Raw genomic sequence first — 15,965 nt, 5'->3', positions numbered from 1 at the left:
ACTGACGAAGTCAGTAACATATATACGGCAAGGCGACGCTGACGTGGTTTGAAGAGATTTTCAAAGAGTATTAATTTCTTTATAAATTACTTCCATCCCACGCTTAACAGCTGGACGATTGGCAATTTTTTCTGCCCATTTTACTAAATTCTGGTAACTTGAGGCATCCAAGAATTTTGCAGAACATTGGTAAAGTTTTCCTTGAACTAACTGTCCATACCAAGACCAGATGGCAATATCTGCAATCGTATAGTCATTGCCTGCAATATAAGGTTTCTGAGTCAATTCCTTATCCAATAAATCCAACTGGCGTTTCACTTCCATCGTAAAACGGTTAATAGGATATTCCAATTTTTCAGGGGCATAATTAAAGAAATGTCCAAATCCCCCACCTAGAAAAGGTGCAGCACCAGCTTGCCAGAATAGCCAATTCAAAACTTCTACCTTTTCCACAGGATTACTTGGTAGAAAGGCTCCAAATTTCTCAGCAAGATAAAGGAGAATATGAGCAGATTCAAAGACTCTTACTTCTTCAGTTCCTGACTGGTCCAACAAGGCTGGAATCTTGGAATTTGGATTGAGCTTTACGAAGTCTGAACCAAATTGATCCCCATCCATGATAGCAATCTTATACAAGTCGTAAGCCGTTTCCTTAAAACCAGCCTCTAGTAATTCTTCCAATAAGATAGTGACCTTCACACCATTTGGTGTTCCCAGTGAATAAAGCTGAAAAGCTTGTTCTCCTTTTGGCAAGTTTTGTTCGAAACGGGCACCTGCTGTTGGTTTATTTAAGCCCGTAAAGGCTCCTTGATTACTAGCTTCATCCTGCCATACGGTCGGTAATTGATATGCTGACATCCGAAACCTCCCTTAAATCGCATTCTTATCAAAACCGAGTTTACGTTGAACAAACTTAACGATTTCGACGATGATAATCATTGAGAAGCTTCCGCCCATAACGATTCCCCATTGTGACAAGTCTAGTTTGGTTACGTGGAAGATTCCTTCAAGCGGTTCTACGACAATTGTTGCCATAAGAAGGATGAAGGATACCAAGATAGACCAGTTAAAGGTCTTAGACTTGAATGGGCCGACTGTCAAGATGGATTGGTAAACAGACTTGACATTGTAGGCATGGAAGAGCTGAATCAAACCAAGGGTTGCAAAGGCCATAGTAAGGGCATCCGCATGAATGGCATGATTGTCACCCACGTGAACTGGGTAAAGAAGGGCAAGACCATAAACACTCATAACAAGAGCTGCTTGGAGTACACCTTGATAGATGATAGAACTCAAAACACCACCTGAGAAGAAGCTTGCCTTGCGTCCACGTGGTTTATGGTTCATGACACCAGGCTCAGCAGGTTCAACACCTAGAGCAATTGCTGGGAAGGTATCTGTTACCAAGTTGATCCACAAAAGATGAACTGGCTGCAAAACATCCCAACCAAACAAGGTTGATAGGAAGATGGTTAATACTTCAGCAGTATTGGCAGAAAGTAGGTACTGAATAGTCTTTTGAATGTTTGAGAAGACCTTACGTCCTTCTTCAACTGCAACGATGATAGTCGCAAAGTTATCATCTGCAAGAATCATGTCAGAAGCCCCCTTAGAAACCTCTGTGCCAGTGATTCCCATACCGATACCGATATCGGCTGTTTTCAGAGCTGGCGCATCATTGACACCGTCACCTGTCATGGCAACGACTTTACCTTGTTTTTGCCAAGCTTTCACGATACGAACCTTGTGTTCTGGAGACACACGGGCATAAACAGAGTATTGATCAACAACTTTTTCAAAGTCTTCATCAGATAATTCGTTGAGCTCAGCACCAGTTAAAACGTGGTCTTCTGTATCGTTTGCATCAATGATTCCCAAACGTTTGGCAATAGCTTCTGCAGTGTCTTGGTGGTCACCCGTAATCATGATTGGACGGATGCCAGCTTCCTTGGCTACACGAACAGCCTCAGCTGCCTCAGGACGTTCAGGGTCAATCATCCCAATCAAACCAGTAAAGATTAAATCATTTTCAAGATCTTCAGAAGTGAGGTTTTCTGGAATACTCTCAATAATCTTATAAGCACCTGCAAGGACACGCAAGGCTTGGTGAGCCATTTCAGAGTTGTTTGTATGAATGAGGTTTGTAACCTTCTCATCAATCGGAGCAATATCCCCAGCCTTATCACGAAGAACACAACGTTTCAAGAGTTGGTCTGGCGCACCTTTAACAGCTACGAGGAAGCGTCCATCTGCAAGTGGATGAACTGTTGACATGAGCTTACGGTCAGAGTCAAATGGCAACTCCGCCATACGAGGATATTTGTCTAAAAATTCTTTGACATCGTAGCCCTTGTCCAAGGCATACTGGATAAAGGCTGTTTCGGTTGGATCACCAATCAGGTTGCCTTCCACATCGATTTTCGTATCATTGGCCAAGACAACTGAACGAAGGAGGGGCATTTCAAGACCCAGTTCAATGTCATCAGCTGAGTCATGTAGGACTGCATCGTAGAAGATTTTTTCAACCGTCATCTTGTTCATGGTCAGCGTACCAGTCTTATCAGAAGCGATGATTTCAGTTGAACCAAGTGTTTCAACTGCTGGCAACTTACGAACGATGGAATGTCGTTTGGCTAAAACTTGAGTACCAAGGGAAAGAACGATGGTCACGATAGCAGGAAGTCCTTCTGGAATGGCTGCAACGGCAAGGGCAACAGAAGTCAACAACTCACCAAGTGGATCCTTCCCTTGAATAAAGACACCCACTACAAAAGTAACAAGGGCAATGACCAAGATTGCATAGGTCAAGACCTTAGAAAGGTTGTTCAAGTTTTGTTTGAGGGGTGTATCCGTCTCATCAGCGTCTTGAAGCATGCCCGCGATATGACCAACTTCCGTGTACATACCTGTATTGACAACAACTCCCATCCCACGACCGTAGGTTACGTTTGAGTTTTGGAAGGCCATATTGACACGGTCACCAATACCAGCATCTGTCGCAAGCTCGACTGTCAAGTCTTTTTCAACCGGTACAGACTCACCTGTCAGAGCAGCCTCTTCGATCTTAAGAGAGTTAGCTTCTAGCAAACGTAGGTCTGCTGGTACTACGTCACCAGCTTCAAGGGCAACGATATCTCCAGGTACCAATTCTTTAGAGTCAATCTCAGCCATGTGCCCATCACGCAGAACGCGGGCAGCTGGACTAGACATAGATTTGAGGGCTTCGATAGCTTCTTCTGCTTTTCCTTCTTGGTAAACACCAAAGGCAGCGTTAATGATAACCACGGCTAAAATGATAATGGCATCTGCGATATCTTCCCCACCAGAAGTCACGACTGACAAGATTGCTGCTGCAACTAGGATGATAATCATCAAATCCTTAAATTGCTCGATGAATTTGACCAGGATTGATCGTTTCTCGCCTTCTTCGAGTTCATTGTGGCCAAATTCGGCAAGGCGCTTTTCCGCCTCACTTGATGACAAACCTTGCTCGGTCGCATCCACAGCCTTCAAGACCTCTTCAGGACTCTGAGTGTAAAACGCTTGGCGTTCTTGTTCTTTTGACATGTGTCTCCTCCTTGACATTGTGTGCAAAACAGACTCTCTTTTCCCTCATCGCATCTTTTCACGACAAACAAAAAGAGACCTGTTAATCATAACAAGTCTCGCTGTTTAAGATAGGGCCGGAAAACATACTTTTCAGTATAAAATTCGGAATGACGACACTATCACAGGTTTCTGCCAGCTACTCCCTTGAGTAGTACTATTATACCAAATTTTGGGGAGTTTTAAAAGAGTAAAAACTACCTTATTTGAATTTTCCCTTGAAAACCAGTATAATGGTAGAATGCTATATGACTAGAAAGGAAGTTGAATGAAGCAATCTATCTCAAATCTCAAGTTAGCTGAACGTGGTGCCATTATCAGTATTTCAACCTACCTGCTCTTGTCTGCAGCGAAATTGGCTACTGGCCATCTTCTTCATTCATCCAGTTTGGTGGCCGATGGTTTCAACAACGTGTCGGACATCATTGGAAATGTGGCCCTCTTGATTGGAATCAGGATGGCACGCCAGCCTGCTGACCGAGACCACCGTTTTGGCCACTGGAAGATTGAGGATTTGGCTAGCTTAATCACTTCCATCATCATGTTCTATGTTGGCTTTGATGTTCTAAGGGATACCATTCAAAAGATTCTCAGTCGGGAAGAAACGGTCATTGATCCTCTGGGTGCAACTCTAGGAATTATGTCTGCAGCGATCATGTTTGTGGTCTATCTCTACAATACTCGCCTCAGTAAGAAATCCAACTCCAAGGCACTGAAGGCCGCAGCAAAGGACAATCTTTCTGATGCTGTCACCTCACTTGGAACCACCATTGCCATCCTAGCTAGTAGTTTCAATTATCCCATTGTGGATAAACTGGTTGCTATCATCATCACTTTCTTTATCTTGAAGACTGCCTATGATATCTTCATCGAGTCTTCCTTTAGCCTTTCGGATGGCTTTGACGACCGTCTGCTTGAGGATTATCAAAAGGCCATCATGGAAATTCCCAAAATCAGCAAGGTTAAGTCCCAAAGAGGTCGTACCTACGGTAGCAACATCTACCTGGATATTACGCTAGAGATGAACCCTGACCTGTCTGTTTTTGAGAGTCATGAAATCGCGGATCAGGTCGAGTCTATGCTGGAGGAACGTTTTGGGGTTTTTGATACCGATGTCCATATTGAGCCAGCGCCTATCCCTGAGGATGAAATTTTAGACAATGTCTATAAGAAATTGCTTATGCGTGAACAATTGATTGACCAAGGAAATCAACTGGAAGAACTATTGGCTGATGATTTTGTCTATATTCGCCAAGACGGAAAGCAGATGGATAAAGAGGCCTATAAAGCAGAAAAAGACTTGAATTCAGCTATCAAGGACATCCAAATCACTTCCATCAGTCAAAAGACCAAACTCATCAGCTATGAGTTAGATGGTATCATCCACACCAGTATCTGGCGTCGCCATGAAACTTGGCAAAATATCTTTCATCAAGAAACAAAAAAAGAATAGAAAAATCCTGTCCATGAGACAGGATTTTTCTATTCTTCTAGCTATCAAAGTCACTTAGATATTCATAGCGTTCGTATTTTTCAAGGAGTGCTTCGTTTTTCTCGTCCAATTCTTTTTGGAGAGTAGCCAGCTTACCAAAGTCAGAACCATTGGCCTGCATTTCCTCTTCAATAGCAACGATACGATTTTCCAAGGCTTCAATATCGCCTTCAATGCTTGCCCACTCCTGCTTTTCTTGGTAGGTCATGCGTTTCTTGTCTTCACGAACCTTGACCACTTTCTCCTTTTCGGCCTTTTGCACTTGATTGGCCATCTCTGTTTCAAAGGCTTTTTCATCAAGGTAATCAGTGTAATGACCAAAGAAAGGACGAATCTTACCATCTTCAAAAGCCAGAATCTTGGTCGCTACCTTATCCAAGAAATAGCGGTCATGGCTAACTGTCAAGACAGGCCCTGCAAAGCCTTGCAAGAAATTCTCCAAAACTGTAAGAGTAGCAATGTCCAGGTCATTGGTTGGCTCGTCCAAGAGGAGAACATTTGGTTTTTCCAAGAGCAATTTGAGGAGATAAAGACGCTTTTTCTCTCCACCTGACAATTTCTCAATCAAGGTTCCATGCGTTGAACGTGGGAAGAGGAACTGCTCCAGCAACTCTGCAATCGAAGTCGTAGAACCACCGCTGGTCTTGACTTCTTCTGCTACTTCCTGCAGGTAATTGATCACTCGCTTGCTCTCATCCAAGCCCTCAATTTGCTGAGAGAAATAGGCGATGCGAACAGTTTCCCCTATCACAACTTGACCTGCTGTCGGCTCAAGACTTCCTGCAATCAAGTTGAGGAGGGTTGATTTCCCAACACCGTTGTTCCCAACAATTCCAATACGATCTTTAGCCTGCACCAAGAGATTAAAATCTTGCAAAATAGGCTTGTTTTCATAGGCAAAGGAAACATCCTGAAACTCGATGACTTTCTTCCCAATCCGACTGGTTTCAAAGTTCATGGTCAAGTCTGTTTCAGCAACGCCACCTGAAACTTCTTTCTTCAAATCGTGGAAACGATTGATACGAGCCTGCTGCTTGGTCGCACGCGCCTGCGGTTGTCTACGCATCCAGGCCAATTCTTGCTTATAAAGTTGTTCCTTTTTGTGGAGAAGAGCCGCATCGCGCTCATCCTGTTCCGCCTTGAGGCGAACATAGTCCTGATAATTGCCCTGATACTCGGTCAAGCCTGCTCGATCCAACTCGAAAATACGTGTTGACAAAGCGTCTAGGAAATAACGGTCGTGGGTAATAAAAAGAACCGTCTTCTTAGAATTTTTCAAAAAGAGGGTCAGCCACTCAATAGTCGCAATGTCCAGATGGTTGGTCGGCTCATCCAGCAGCAAGAGGTCGTGGTTGCCAAGAAGAACTTGCGCCAACTGAACCCGTCTTCTTAGACCACCTGACAATTCCCCAACTGGAGTAGATAAATCCTGAATCCCCAGCTTGCTAAGAACCGTCTTGACCTGACTCTCGATTTCCCAAGCTTGGAGAGAGTCCATTTCTGCCATGATACGTTCCAAACGCGCCTGCTTGTCCTCACTATAGTTGAGCATGATCAACTCATACTCACGAATAAGCTGGATTTCCTTGAGGTCGCTGGAGAGAACCGTATCCAAAACTGTCTTTCTATCATCAAAATCAGGATCTTGGGTCAAGTAACCAATTTGGTAATCATTCTTAGCTGAAAAAGGACTAACATCCCCATCAAATCCAGAAACACCAGAAAGAACATCTAAAAGGGTGGTCTTACCAGTCCCATTGACACCAATCAGACCGATTCTGTCTAGGTCATGGATGATAAAGGAAATATCCTTAAAAACGGTCTTGTCACCGACGGATTTACTTAGTTTTTCAACGATAAAATCACTCATTTTTTCTCCCTCAGATAAGCATGGATGGCTTGACGGTCATTTTCCAATTCTCCATCGACAATGGCATACTCAATCTCTGTTAAAATCTCTCCCAAGTCTGGTCCCGGCTGATAACCATATTCCTTGATCAAAATGCCACCATTAATCTGAATTTCTTTCTTGTCATGAATGGTCAAACTCTGATAGGTTTCTGTTATGACTTGTGGGTTGACTGGTTTTCCCTGGGTCTGACGAAGATTTTCAGCCTGTAAAAGCAACTCCAAGTCAAAGCGATAACAATCGCGCTTGCTCAATTCTCCCTTTTCACGCAAGGCCAAAATAGTCAGCAAATCCTGAACTTGCTTGGCAAACTGACGTGAGGTCTTCCAAGCTTTCAAAAATGGCTGCGCATTTTCAATCTCCAAAGCCCACAGTAGAGCCGCCCAAGCTTGCTCTGAAGATTCAAAGGTGAAATCAGTCTCTAAATCAAACAGTCTGTTAAGTTTGTCTTGGCTAGATGCCAGATCAGGGAGATAGTCATAAGCTTGACTCTCAATCATGGAAGCCAAGCCCCTTCTCCAAAATGGAGCCAGCAAGAGTTTATCAAACTCAACGAAGATACGCTCCACAGAAATTTTCTCCAAAAGTGGCGTCAATGTCTTCATAGCTTTAAAGGTTTCTGGCTCAAGTTCAAAGCCAAGACTAGCCTGAAAACGGAAACCACGCATAATTCGTAGAGCATCTTCGTTGAAACGCTCACTAGCCACTCCAACCGCTCGTAAGACTTGCTTTTCCAAATCTTCTAAACCATGAAACAAGTCAATGATTTCCCCTGTCTCGTCCAAGGCAAAGGCATTGACTGTAAAATCACGGCGCTTAAGGTCTTCTTCTAGCGAGCGAACAAAAGAAACCGCACTGGGTCTGCGATAGTCCACATAGACATCCTCTGTCCGAAAGGTGGTTACCTCATACTCCTCATCCCCATCTAAGACCAAGACGGTTCCATGCTCGATTCCGATATCGGCTGTTCGCGGAAAAATCTGCTTGGTCTCTTCTGGATAAGAAGACGTCGCAATATCCACATCATGGATAGGGCGATTGAGAAGGGCATCTCGAACAGAACCTCCAACAAAATAGGCCTCAAAACCTGCTTCTTTAATTTTTTCTAATACTGGTAAAGCCTTCTGAAATTCAGAAGGCATTTGCGTTAATCTCATAATAAGTGTTCTAATCCATAGACAAGCTCATGACGCTTGACAACTTCTTTAATTCCCAAATTCACCCCTGTCATGAAGGAGCTGCGATCATAGGAGTCATGACGGAGCGTCAATCCTTCTCCCTGATTGCCAAAGATGACTTCCTGATGGGCTACCAAGCCTGGTAAACGAACTGAGTGAATCCGCATGCCATCAAAGTCAGCACCACGGGCACCTGCAATCAATTCTTCCTCATCAGGCGCACCTTGCTGAATAGACTCTCGAACTTCTGCCATTAACTCAGCCGTTTTAATAGCTGTTCCACTCGGAGCATCCTTTTTCTTGTCATGATGGAGCTCGATAATCTCCACATTGGGGAAATATTTAGCAGCCTGCCTTGCAAATTGCATAAGCAAGACAGCACCCAAGGCAAAATTTGGAGCGATCAAGCCACCCAAATCTTGGGCACGAGAAAATACTTTTAGCTCTGTAATTTCTTCACTCGTGAAACCAGTCGTTCCAACTACTGGAGCAAAGCCATTTTCAAGAGCAAAGCGTGTATTTTCATAGGCAACAGCTGGAGTTGTAAAATCTACCCAAACATCCGCTTCAAAGCCTGCTAAATCAGCCTTATCCTTGAAAACAGGAATTCCCTGCCATTCTGACTCAGACTCAAAAGGATCCAAAACTGCTACCAAGTCCAAGTCTGGATCAGCCAAGACCATCTGACAAGCAGCTTGACCCATCTTTCCCTTAAAACCAGCAATAATTACTCGAATACTCATCTCTACTCCTGTCTAAGATACAAGGCCTGTAAGAACACAAAGTGAAAATAGGAATTCTGATCAAGAAGTGTCTACTCCTTGGAAGAACTATCTTTTTCACACAGGGTCCCAGGCGTGTTCAATTATCAAGATACAAAGGACCTTAGCTGCCCATGAAAAATAGGGAATGACGCTGACTTGCCACGAAAGGCAAGACAGGCATCTTTTTTCAAGAGGCAGGTAGTCCGTGTTCAATTGCTAAGATACAAGGCATCTTAACTAGTCTAAAAGTGCCAACTAAATCACTGGAATATAACCTAGAGCAATACTTCCTGCTCCTAGGTGGGTTCCAATGACACTACCAAATGTAGCTAGTGAAATATCCGTACCCACTCCAGATTCAATCAAGTGGTGACGCAATTCTTCAGCCTTTTCAGGAGCATTCCCATGAATGACAATGACCCGATATTGGCCTGAAGCCGTTGTTTCCTTGATGATTTCAATCAAGCGCTTGGTTGCTTTCTTTTCCGTACGAACTTTTTCGTAAACTTCAATCACACCTTGATCGTTAAAATAAAGGATTGGCTTAATGCTAAGCAAATTGCCCAAAATGGCAGCCCCATTTGAAAGGCGCCCACCTTTTACCAAATGATCCAGGTCATCTACCATGATAAAAGCTGACGTACGGCTGATTTGAATAGCTAGCTTATCCTGAATGATAGCAAAATCATCGCCCTGATCTCGCCAGTTAAAGACGCTTTCAACCATGATGCCTAGGGGAGCGCTTGTAATCAAAGTGTCTGGGAAAGCAATGGTTAAACCTTCATAGTCATCCACCATATACTGAATATTTTGGTAAAAACCTGAAATTCCAGAAGATAGGAACAGCCCCAAGGCATGTGTATAACCTTGTTCTTTGAGCGAAGTTAAGATCTCATCTAACTTGGCAATACTTGGTTGACTGGTCTTAGGCAATTCAGAAGCCTGAGCCATTTTTGGGTAAAATTCCTCAGCAGTCAGATTGATGCCTTCGACATACTCCTCACCATCAATATTGACAGGAATATCCAAGACATACAAATCTTCTCTTTGCAAGGTCTCTGCACTGAGATAGGCAGAAGAATCTGTGATAACAGCTAGTTTCATATTAGAACTCCAAATTGATTCCTGGTAAGTCTAATGCAATTTCAGTTACTTCGTAAGTCAAACGGTTGAGCATATTCAAACATGGACGAGCCAAAGTTTCCACTTCTTCTTGGCTCAATTCACTTGGTTCATTGACAATACGGCCATCGATATGATTTACCTGTGAAATGGTTCCACTGATGACAAACTTATCAAATACAATCATAAATGTCAAGATGACAATCAAGGAAGTCACTTGATTTTCTTGATTATGTTGGAGCAATTGGAAGTTCACATCCACCTTAGTTTCAGGAGCTCCATTTTCATTTTCCCATTCAAAATTACGCGCATCAAAATGATACTGACTAACAAATTCTTGTTCACGTTTAAGATTCATATCTTTCTCCCTCGGCTACAATATTATAAACTATTGTACCATAATTTTTTATTTTCATCTAGTTTTCTAAGTTTTAGTCCATCCCAATTTCAGCTCGAACTACGTCTGCGATGGTATCAACATAGTAGTCAACTTCTTCTGTGGTAGGCGCTTCTGCCATAACACGCAAGAGGGGCTCTGTTCCACTTGGGCGTACTAAGATACGACCATTCCCTGCCATTTCTTCTTCCATCTTCTCGATGATAGCCTTGATAGCTGGCACTTCCATAGCCTTTTCCTTCACGGCATTTTCCACTCGGATATTGACTAATTTTTGTGGATAGATGGTTACTTCTGCTGCCAACTCTGACAAGCTCTTACCAGTTTCCTTCATGATTTTTGTCAATTGGACAGCGGATAATTGACCATCACCTGTTGTATTGTAGTCCATCAAGATAACGTGCCCAGATTGTTCACCACCGAGGTTGTAGCCTGATTTTCGCATTTCTTCAACAACGTAGCGGTCGCCAACTGCAGTGACTACCTTGTTAATACCTTCGCGATCCAAGGCCTTGTGGAAACCAAGGTTAGACATACCAGTTGTCACAATTGTATTTTGAGCCAATTGTCCTTTTTCAGAAAGGTATTTCCCAATGATGTACATAATCTTGTCACCATCGACGATGTCGCCATTTTCATCAACAGCAATCAAACGGTCACTGTCTCCATCAAAGGCCAAACCAATAGCTGAGCCGCTTTCTTTGACCACTTCTTGAAGGGTTTCTAGGTGGGTTGAACCAACATTAAGGTTGATGTTAAGACCATCTGGTGTTTCCCCTATAACAGTCAACTGAGCACCAAGGTCTGCAAAGATTTGACGGGCACTTGTAGAAGCTGCACCATTAGCTGTATCCAAGGCAACCTTCATTCCTTCAAGAGAAGTTCCAGTTGAAACAAGGTAGCCTTCATACTTACGCAAGCCTTCTGGATAATCTACCAAAGTTCCCAAGCCTTCTGCACTTGGACGAGGAAGAGTGTCTTCCGCAGCATCTAGCAAGGCTTCAATTTCTGCTTCTTTTTCGTCATCTAGTTTGAAGCCATCACCGCCAAAGAACTTGATTCCATTATCAAGGGCTGGGTTGTGGCTAGCAGAAATCATGACACCGGCGCTTGCTCCCTCAGTTTTTACCAAGTAAGCTACTGCTGGTGTCGCCAGAACACCTAGTTTGTATACGTGAATTCCTACAGATAGAAGACCAGCTACCAAGGCAGATTCTAGCATTTCCCCTGAAATACGTGTGTCACGTCCTATAAAGACTTTCGGTGCTTCCGTTTCATGTTGACTAAGAACATAGCCTCCAAAACGTCCTAGCTTAAAAGCTAATTCTGGAGTAAGTTCTACATTAGCTTCTCCACGGACTCCATCAGTCCCAAAATATTTACCCATTTTTATAAAATCCTTTTTTCTATTTTTAATTCGTTTTTGAACTAGTTGCTTTCGTTGACGAAGATGTCTCCGATGAACTGCTTGTAGTTGAATTTGATGTGCTTGAACTTGGTGCTGCTGGTTTTGTAGTTACCTTCATTGTTGTATCAAAGGGAGTGATAACTGTCGGTAAGACAACACCATTGCGGTCGATTGCCTGCAAAGGTACTGAACCACTGTAATTACCTGTTATGTGTTCGCTAGTTGGCAAGACAGCGATAATCTTATCAATTCTATCCAATGTCTCTTGATCACTCGTAATCGACACTTCTTCATCTGACACCGTGACATTTTCAATCTGTACCCGACTATCAATTTGACTAGGGTCAATCTCTGGTACAACCTTTACCTTATCCTTCTGAGCCTTCTTCCCAATCTTGACTGTAATTTTTTGCGGAGTCGCCACAGCGGTCAGCCCATTGGGTAAATCTTCAATGCTCAAAGGAACTTCAATCGTTCCAACACTGGCATCTGTTAGGTCAGCAGTAACCTTGAATTTACGTGTGCTTTCTTGCATTTCACTAGCTAGCGATAGGCGATTTGCACCAGTCAAGACCACTGAGACTTCTGAAGCAAAACCGCTAATAAAATACTCATCACTATTATAGCGTATGTCAATAGGAACATTTGTTACTGTATTCGTATAGGTTTCCGTTTTTACCTGCCTAGCACTGGTACTGTTTTGAAAATTCGTCGCCGTAGCATAGACAAATAAGACACAAGCAAAAAAGAGTGAGGATATGATATATAAACTATTTTTTTTCATGTTTCCATCCTCCTAGCAATCGTTCTTTAAAACTAAGACCCGCTTCCTCTTTTGGAAGTAAGATTTCACGTAATTCTGTTTCAAATTCATCAAGTGTTAGGTTGTGCTTAAACCTTCCATTATAGGTTATCGAAATTCCTCCCGTTTCCTCTGATACGACAAAAGTCAAGGCATCTGAGACTTCTGATAAACCGATAGCCGCCCGGTGTCTGGTCCCAAATTCCTTGGAAATCCCTGTGTTTTTTGTCAAGGGCAGATAGGCAGACGTCACAGCGATACGTTCTTCTTTGATAATCACCGCACCATCATGTAGGGGAGTGTTGGGAATAAAAATGTTAATGAGAAGTTCTGCAGAAATCTTAGCATCCAAGGGAATTCCTGTCGAAATATACTCCTGCAAGGTACGTACACGCTGAATAGCAACCAAGGCCCCGATTTTACGAGGACTCATGTATTCAACAGACTTAACAAAGGCACGAATCATCTGTTCCTCAGCACTAATAGGGGCATTGGAAAAGAAATCTGTCGCTCTTCCCAAACGTTCCAAACCAGTCCGAATCTCTGGAGAGAAGATAACAACCGCCGCAATAACTCCATAAGTAATAATTTGATTGATTAACCAAGAAATCGTAGTCAAACCAATCATATTTGCAAGGATTTGAGCTAAAATAAACACCAAAACTCCACGTACCAAAATCATAATCTTGGTTCCTGCAATAGCTTTTGTAAAATGGTATAAAATATAAGCAACAATCAAAATATCAATCAGATTGATAGCTATCGTCCATGGACTTGCAAACAAACTGGTCCAATATTGCAGATTGGATAATTGTTGAAAATTCATCCCTGATATCCTCCCTATCAAAACACTTTCGTCCTATTATACCATTTTCTGGCATTTTTTTCCCTATCCTAGTCCATTTTACATTGAACAAAAATATGATAAAATAAACTGACTAGAAAAAACAAAGGAGAAACTATGTCTCAACTCTATGATATTACCATTGTGGGTGGTGGTCCTGTCGGGCTTTTTGCAGCCTTTTATGCCCACCTACGCCAAGCCAAGGTTCAAATCATCGACTCTCTTCCCCAGCTAGGTGGACAACCTGCTATTCTCTACCCTGAAAAGGAAATCCTAGACGTACCAGGCTTCCCAAACCTGACTGGAGAAGAGTTGACTAACCGCTTGATTGAACAGCTAAATGGATTTGATACCCCTATTCATCTCAATGAAACGGTTCTTGAGATTGACAAACAAGAAGAAGAATTTGCCATCACAACTTCTAAAGGAAGTCACCTGACTAAAACAGTTATCATCGCTATGGGTGGCGGTGCCTTCAAACCACGTCCGCTGGAACTTGAAGGGGTTGAGGGCTATGAAAATATCCACTACCACGTTTCTAACATTCAGCAATACGCTGGTAAGAAAGTGACGATTCTTGGTGGGGGAGACTCGGCTGTGGATTGGGCTTTGGCTTTTGAAAAAATCGCACCAACTACCCTTGTTCACCGCAGAGATAATTTCCGTGCCTTGGAACACAGTGTTCAAGCCTTGCAAGAATCATCTGTAACCATCAAGACACCATTCGCCCCTGGCCAACTCCTTGGAAATGGAAAAACACTTGATAAACTTGAAATCACAAAAGTCAAATCTGATGAAACTGAAACCATTGACCTAGACCACCTCTTTGTCAACTATGGTTTCAAATCTTCTGTCGGTAACCTTAAAAACTGGGGGCTCGACCTCAACCGTCACAAGATTATCGTCAACAGCAAACAAGAATCCAGCCAAGCAGGTATCTATGCTATCGGTGACTGCTGCTACTATGACGGAAAAATTGATCTGATTGCGACAGGCCTCGGAGAAGCTCCAACTGCTGTCAACAACGCTATCAACTACATTGACCCTGAACAAAAAGTACAACCAAAACACTCTACTAGTTTATAAAAAAGAACCACGAGTCACATAGGATTCGTGGTTTTAAAATGAACTACACCTCAAAAGTTAGACAGAAATACATCTAACTTCTGATATGCAGCCCACCTTCTCTTTGCTCTTGTTTGAATAAGAAATTTTTTGAAGAATCATTAGATTATACAAAGTATTCATATCAGCCTTTTAAAGCTATATAAAAACTCTCCAACTATTCTATTATACCATATAAAAAAATAAATAAATAGACTTGTTTTTTTCTTTTTTTGACGTATACTAATAATAGAAAGCGCTTTAAATAAAATAAAAGGAGGTTTTATGAGGAAAGTAAATAAGGACATTTTATTCTTAACTGGAATCATAGTTTTATGTTTTGGTTTTTTATTATTTCACATCAACCCCTATTATGCCGAACCCTATGCGACACTGAAAGAAAGAATAAATTTATTCTTTTGGCAACTATATTGGAGACCTGTAGGAACTCTCAGTATTATTTCGGGTTGCATTATAACTTTCAAAGGATTGAAAAAATAATCTTTTACTCATGAAGAAAGGAAATTTGTTATGATTAAACTGAAACTATTGTTTTTCTCTCTACTATCAAGTCTATTATTCTTAGTCACAACATCTACGGTTTTTGCTGATGTCTATCCTGGTACAAATTATGAAATTGTATCTAATCGTATTGTAAAAGATATCAACACAGGAGAGTTATTGTCATTTTATACGACTGAACTTAGAGACGCCTATTTAGAGTCTAAATCTACGTATCAGACTCGTTCTAATGCAACTGGTGTTGCAGACTATAGAACTAAATACTCTCACTCTTACAAGAAAAGCACCACATCAGGTCCTGTAAGTTCAACTGCCTATGGTGGAAAAGCTGGAGCTACTCTGACTGTAGGTGCAGGTGTTAGCTTTTCTGCTCCGGAGTCTGGAGCTGGACTTAGTTTAAATCACTCAGTCTCCCATAACGTACCACCCTACACTTATGGTTATATTAGACTAAAAGCATCTTACACAGTAAACGTTCGTAAACTAGAAGTTAGATACTTAGGCACCAACAAATGGGTTCCAGCTGGTGAAACCTCTACTATATCGAATGTTAGCGTTTGGAGCGAACTGGTCACTTGGAAATAACTCATTAGAGACTGGGTAAAAACTCAATTTCAGGAGAAAATGAAATAAATTTTCTCACAATAAAACGCATAGTATTACGGTTCAAGTCAACACCGGATATTATGCGTTTTTGATTTTAAAGAGCCAAATTTCTTAACTTAATGACATTGCTTTTTGCCCAACCTCTTTTTATTTCAAAAAAGAACCTCGCAAAACAAGAGCCTGGTTTTATAGTTCATCGGCTTTTACAAAT

General features: G+C 42.1%; 13 protein-coding genes. 3 read left to right on the top strand and 10 right to left on the bottom strand.

Translation table 11 applies throughout. The features are described 5' to 3' along the window. Window positions 1-60: 60 nt before the first annotated feature. On the bottom strand, window positions 61-858 hold the full coding sequence (yghU, locus tag HT736_RS10355) for a glutathione-dependent disulfide-bond oxidoreductase (protein WP_172931020.1): 798 nt from the start codon (window positions 856-858) through the stop codon (window positions 61-63). A 12-nt stretch (window positions 859-870) separates the two neighbouring features. Continuing rightward, window positions 871-3,567: a cation-translocating P-type ATPase gene (locus tag HT736_RS10350; RefSeq protein ID WP_172931019.1), complete on the bottom strand. Its 2,697-nt coding sequence runs from the start codon at window positions 3,565-3,567 to the stop codon at window positions 871-873. 307 nt (window positions 3,568-3,874) lie between these two features. On the opposite strand from HT736_RS10350, the gene mntE reads away from it, so the two are divergent. Beyond that, window positions 3,875-5,059: a CDF family manganese efflux transporter MntE gene (mntE, locus tag HT736_RS10345; RefSeq protein ID WP_172931018.1), complete on the top strand. Its 1,185-nt coding sequence runs from the start codon at window positions 3,875-3,877 to the stop codon at window positions 5,057-5,059. A 37-nt stretch (window positions 5,060-5,096) separates the two neighbouring features. On the opposite strand, the gene HT736_RS10340 is transcribed toward mntE, so the two are convergent. The 8 genes from HT736_RS10340 to cdaA form a co-directional block, all read right to left on the bottom strand. After that, window positions 5,097-6,968 (bottom strand): ABC-F family ATP-binding cassette domain-containing protein, encoded by a 1,872-nt coding sequence (locus HT736_RS10340; protein ID WP_172926243.1) that lies wholly within the window; start codon window positions 6,966-6,968, stop codon window positions 5,097-5,099. Beyond that, window positions 6,965-8,164 carry a CCA tRNA nucleotidyltransferase gene (locus HT736_RS10335; protein ID WP_078374274.1) on the bottom strand — a complete coding sequence of 400 codons (1,200 nt, stop codon included), beginning with the start codon at window positions 8,162-8,164 and terminating at the stop codon, window positions 6,965-6,967. Before HT736_RS10335 ends, HT736_RS10340 begins: the two co-directional genes overlap by 4 nt. After that, window positions 8,161-8,928 carry a 4-hydroxy-tetrahydrodipicolinate reductase gene (gene dapB / locus HT736_RS10330; protein ID WP_000027869.1) on the bottom strand — a complete coding sequence of 256 codons (768 nt, stop codon included), beginning with the start codon at window positions 8,926-8,928 and terminating at the stop codon, window positions 8,161-8,163. Before dapB ends, HT736_RS10335 begins: the two co-directional genes overlap by 4 nt. Before the next feature lie 276 nt (window positions 8,929-9,204). Then, a complete protein-coding gene (locus tag HT736_RS10325) occupies window positions 9,205-10,053 on the bottom strand; it encodes a DegV family protein (RefSeq protein WP_000762177.1) in 849 nt (282 codons plus the stop codon). Between the two features lies 1 nt (window position 10,054). Continuing rightward, a complete protein-coding gene (locus tag HT736_RS10320; RefSeq protein ID WP_001050094.1) occupies window positions 10,055-10,429 on the bottom strand; it encodes a DUF1149 family protein in 375 nt (124 codons plus the stop codon). A gap of 73 nt (window positions 10,430-10,502) precedes the next feature. Then, window positions 10,503-11,855, bottom strand: coding sequence for a phosphoglucosamine mutase (glmM, locus tag HT736_RS10315; protein ID WP_172931017.1), 1,353 nt, complete (start codon window positions 11,853-11,855; stop codon window positions 10,503-10,505). Between the two features lie 25 nt (window positions 11,856-11,880). Beyond that, entirely contained in the window at window positions 11,881-12,660 is a 780-nt protein-coding gene (locus HT736_RS10310) for a CdaR family protein (protein WP_000742288.1), read from the bottom strand. Next, window positions 12,647-13,504, bottom strand: coding sequence for a diadenylate cyclase CdaA (gene cdaA, locus HT736_RS10305; RefSeq protein ID WP_050251552.1), 858 nt, complete (start codon window positions 13,502-13,504; stop codon window positions 12,647-12,649). The genes HT736_RS10310 and cdaA overlap by 14 nt, the downstream gene beginning before the upstream one ends. Before the next feature lie 135 nt (window positions 13,505-13,639). On the opposite strand from cdaA, the gene HT736_RS10300 reads away from it, so the two are divergent. Together HT736_RS10300 and HT736_RS10295 are read left to right on the top strand one after the other, a co-directional pair. Then, window positions 13,640-14,608, top strand: coding sequence for an NAD(P)/FAD-dependent oxidoreductase (locus HT736_RS10300; RefSeq protein ID WP_000080999.1), 969 nt, complete (start codon window positions 13,640-13,642; stop codon window positions 14,606-14,608). A gap of 549 nt (window positions 14,609-15,157) precedes the next feature. After that, window positions 15,158-15,733 (top strand): hypothetical protein, encoded by a 576-nt coding sequence (locus tag HT736_RS10295; RefSeq protein ID WP_000593540.1) that lies wholly within the window; start codon window positions 15,158-15,160, stop codon window positions 15,731-15,733. The last annotated feature ends 232 nt before the right edge of the window (window positions 15,734-15,965 follow it).

Source organism: Streptococcus sp. 339 (assembly GCF_013277285.1).
Classification (GTDB): domain Bacteria; phylum Bacillota; class Bacilli; order Lactobacillales; family Streptococcaceae; genus Streptococcus; species Streptococcus pseudopneumoniae.
Note: the sequence above shows the minus strand (reverse complement) of the source record. Positions and strands in the feature narration are given on the sequence as shown.

What these genes read in the sequence shown, in the direction of transcription:
- HT736_RS10335 (WP_078374274.1), bottom strand. Translation starts at nt 8,164, where the DNA reads ATGAGATTAACGCAAATGCCTTCTGAATTTCAGAAGGCTTTACCAGTA.
- HT736_RS10320 (WP_001050094.1), bottom strand. Translation starts at nt 10,429, where the DNA reads ATGAATCTTAAACGTGAACAAGAATTTGTTAGTCAGTATCATTTTGAT.
- mntE (WP_172931018.1), top strand. Translation starts at nt 3,875, where the DNA reads ATGAAGCAATCTATCTCAAATCTCAAGTTAGCTGAACGTGGTGCCATT.
- dapB (WP_000027869.1), bottom strand. Translation starts at nt 8,928, where the DNA reads ATGAGTATTCGAGTAATTATTGCTGGTTTTAAGGGAAAGATGGGTCAA.
- HT736_RS10350 (WP_172931019.1), bottom strand. Translation starts at nt 3,567, where the DNA reads ATGTCAAAAGAACAAGAACGCCAAGCGTTTTACACTCAGAGTCCTGAA.
- HT736_RS10295 (WP_000593540.1), top strand. Translation starts at nt 15,158, where the DNA reads ATGATTAAACTGAAACTATTGTTTTTCTCTCTACTATCAAGTCTATTA.
- HT736_RS10300 (WP_000080999.1), top strand. Translation starts at nt 13,640, where the DNA reads ATGTCTCAACTCTATGATATTACCATTGTGGGTGGTGGTCCTGTCGGG.
- yghU (WP_172931020.1), bottom strand. Translation starts at nt 858, where the DNA reads ATGTCAGCATATCAATTACCGACCGTATGGCAGGATGAAGCTAGTAAT.
- cdaA (WP_050251552.1), bottom strand. Translation starts at nt 13,504, where the DNA reads ATGAATTTTCAACAATTATCCAATCTGCAATATTGGACCAGTTTGTTT.
- glmM (WP_172931017.1), bottom strand. Translation starts at nt 11,855, where the DNA reads ATGGGTAAATATTTTGGGACTGATGGAGTCCGTGGAGAAGCTAATGTA.
- HT736_RS10310 (WP_000742288.1), bottom strand. Translation starts at nt 12,660, where the DNA reads ATGAAAAAAAATAGTTTATATATCATATCCTCACTCTTTTTTGCTTGT.
- HT736_RS10325 (WP_000762177.1), bottom strand. Translation starts at nt 10,053, where the DNA reads ATGAAACTAGCTGTTATCACAGATTCTTCTGCCTATCTCAGTGCAGAG.
- HT736_RS10340 (WP_172926243.1), bottom strand. Translation starts at nt 6,968, where the DNA reads ATGAGTGATTTTATCGTTGAAAAACTAAGTAAATCCGTCGGTGACAAG.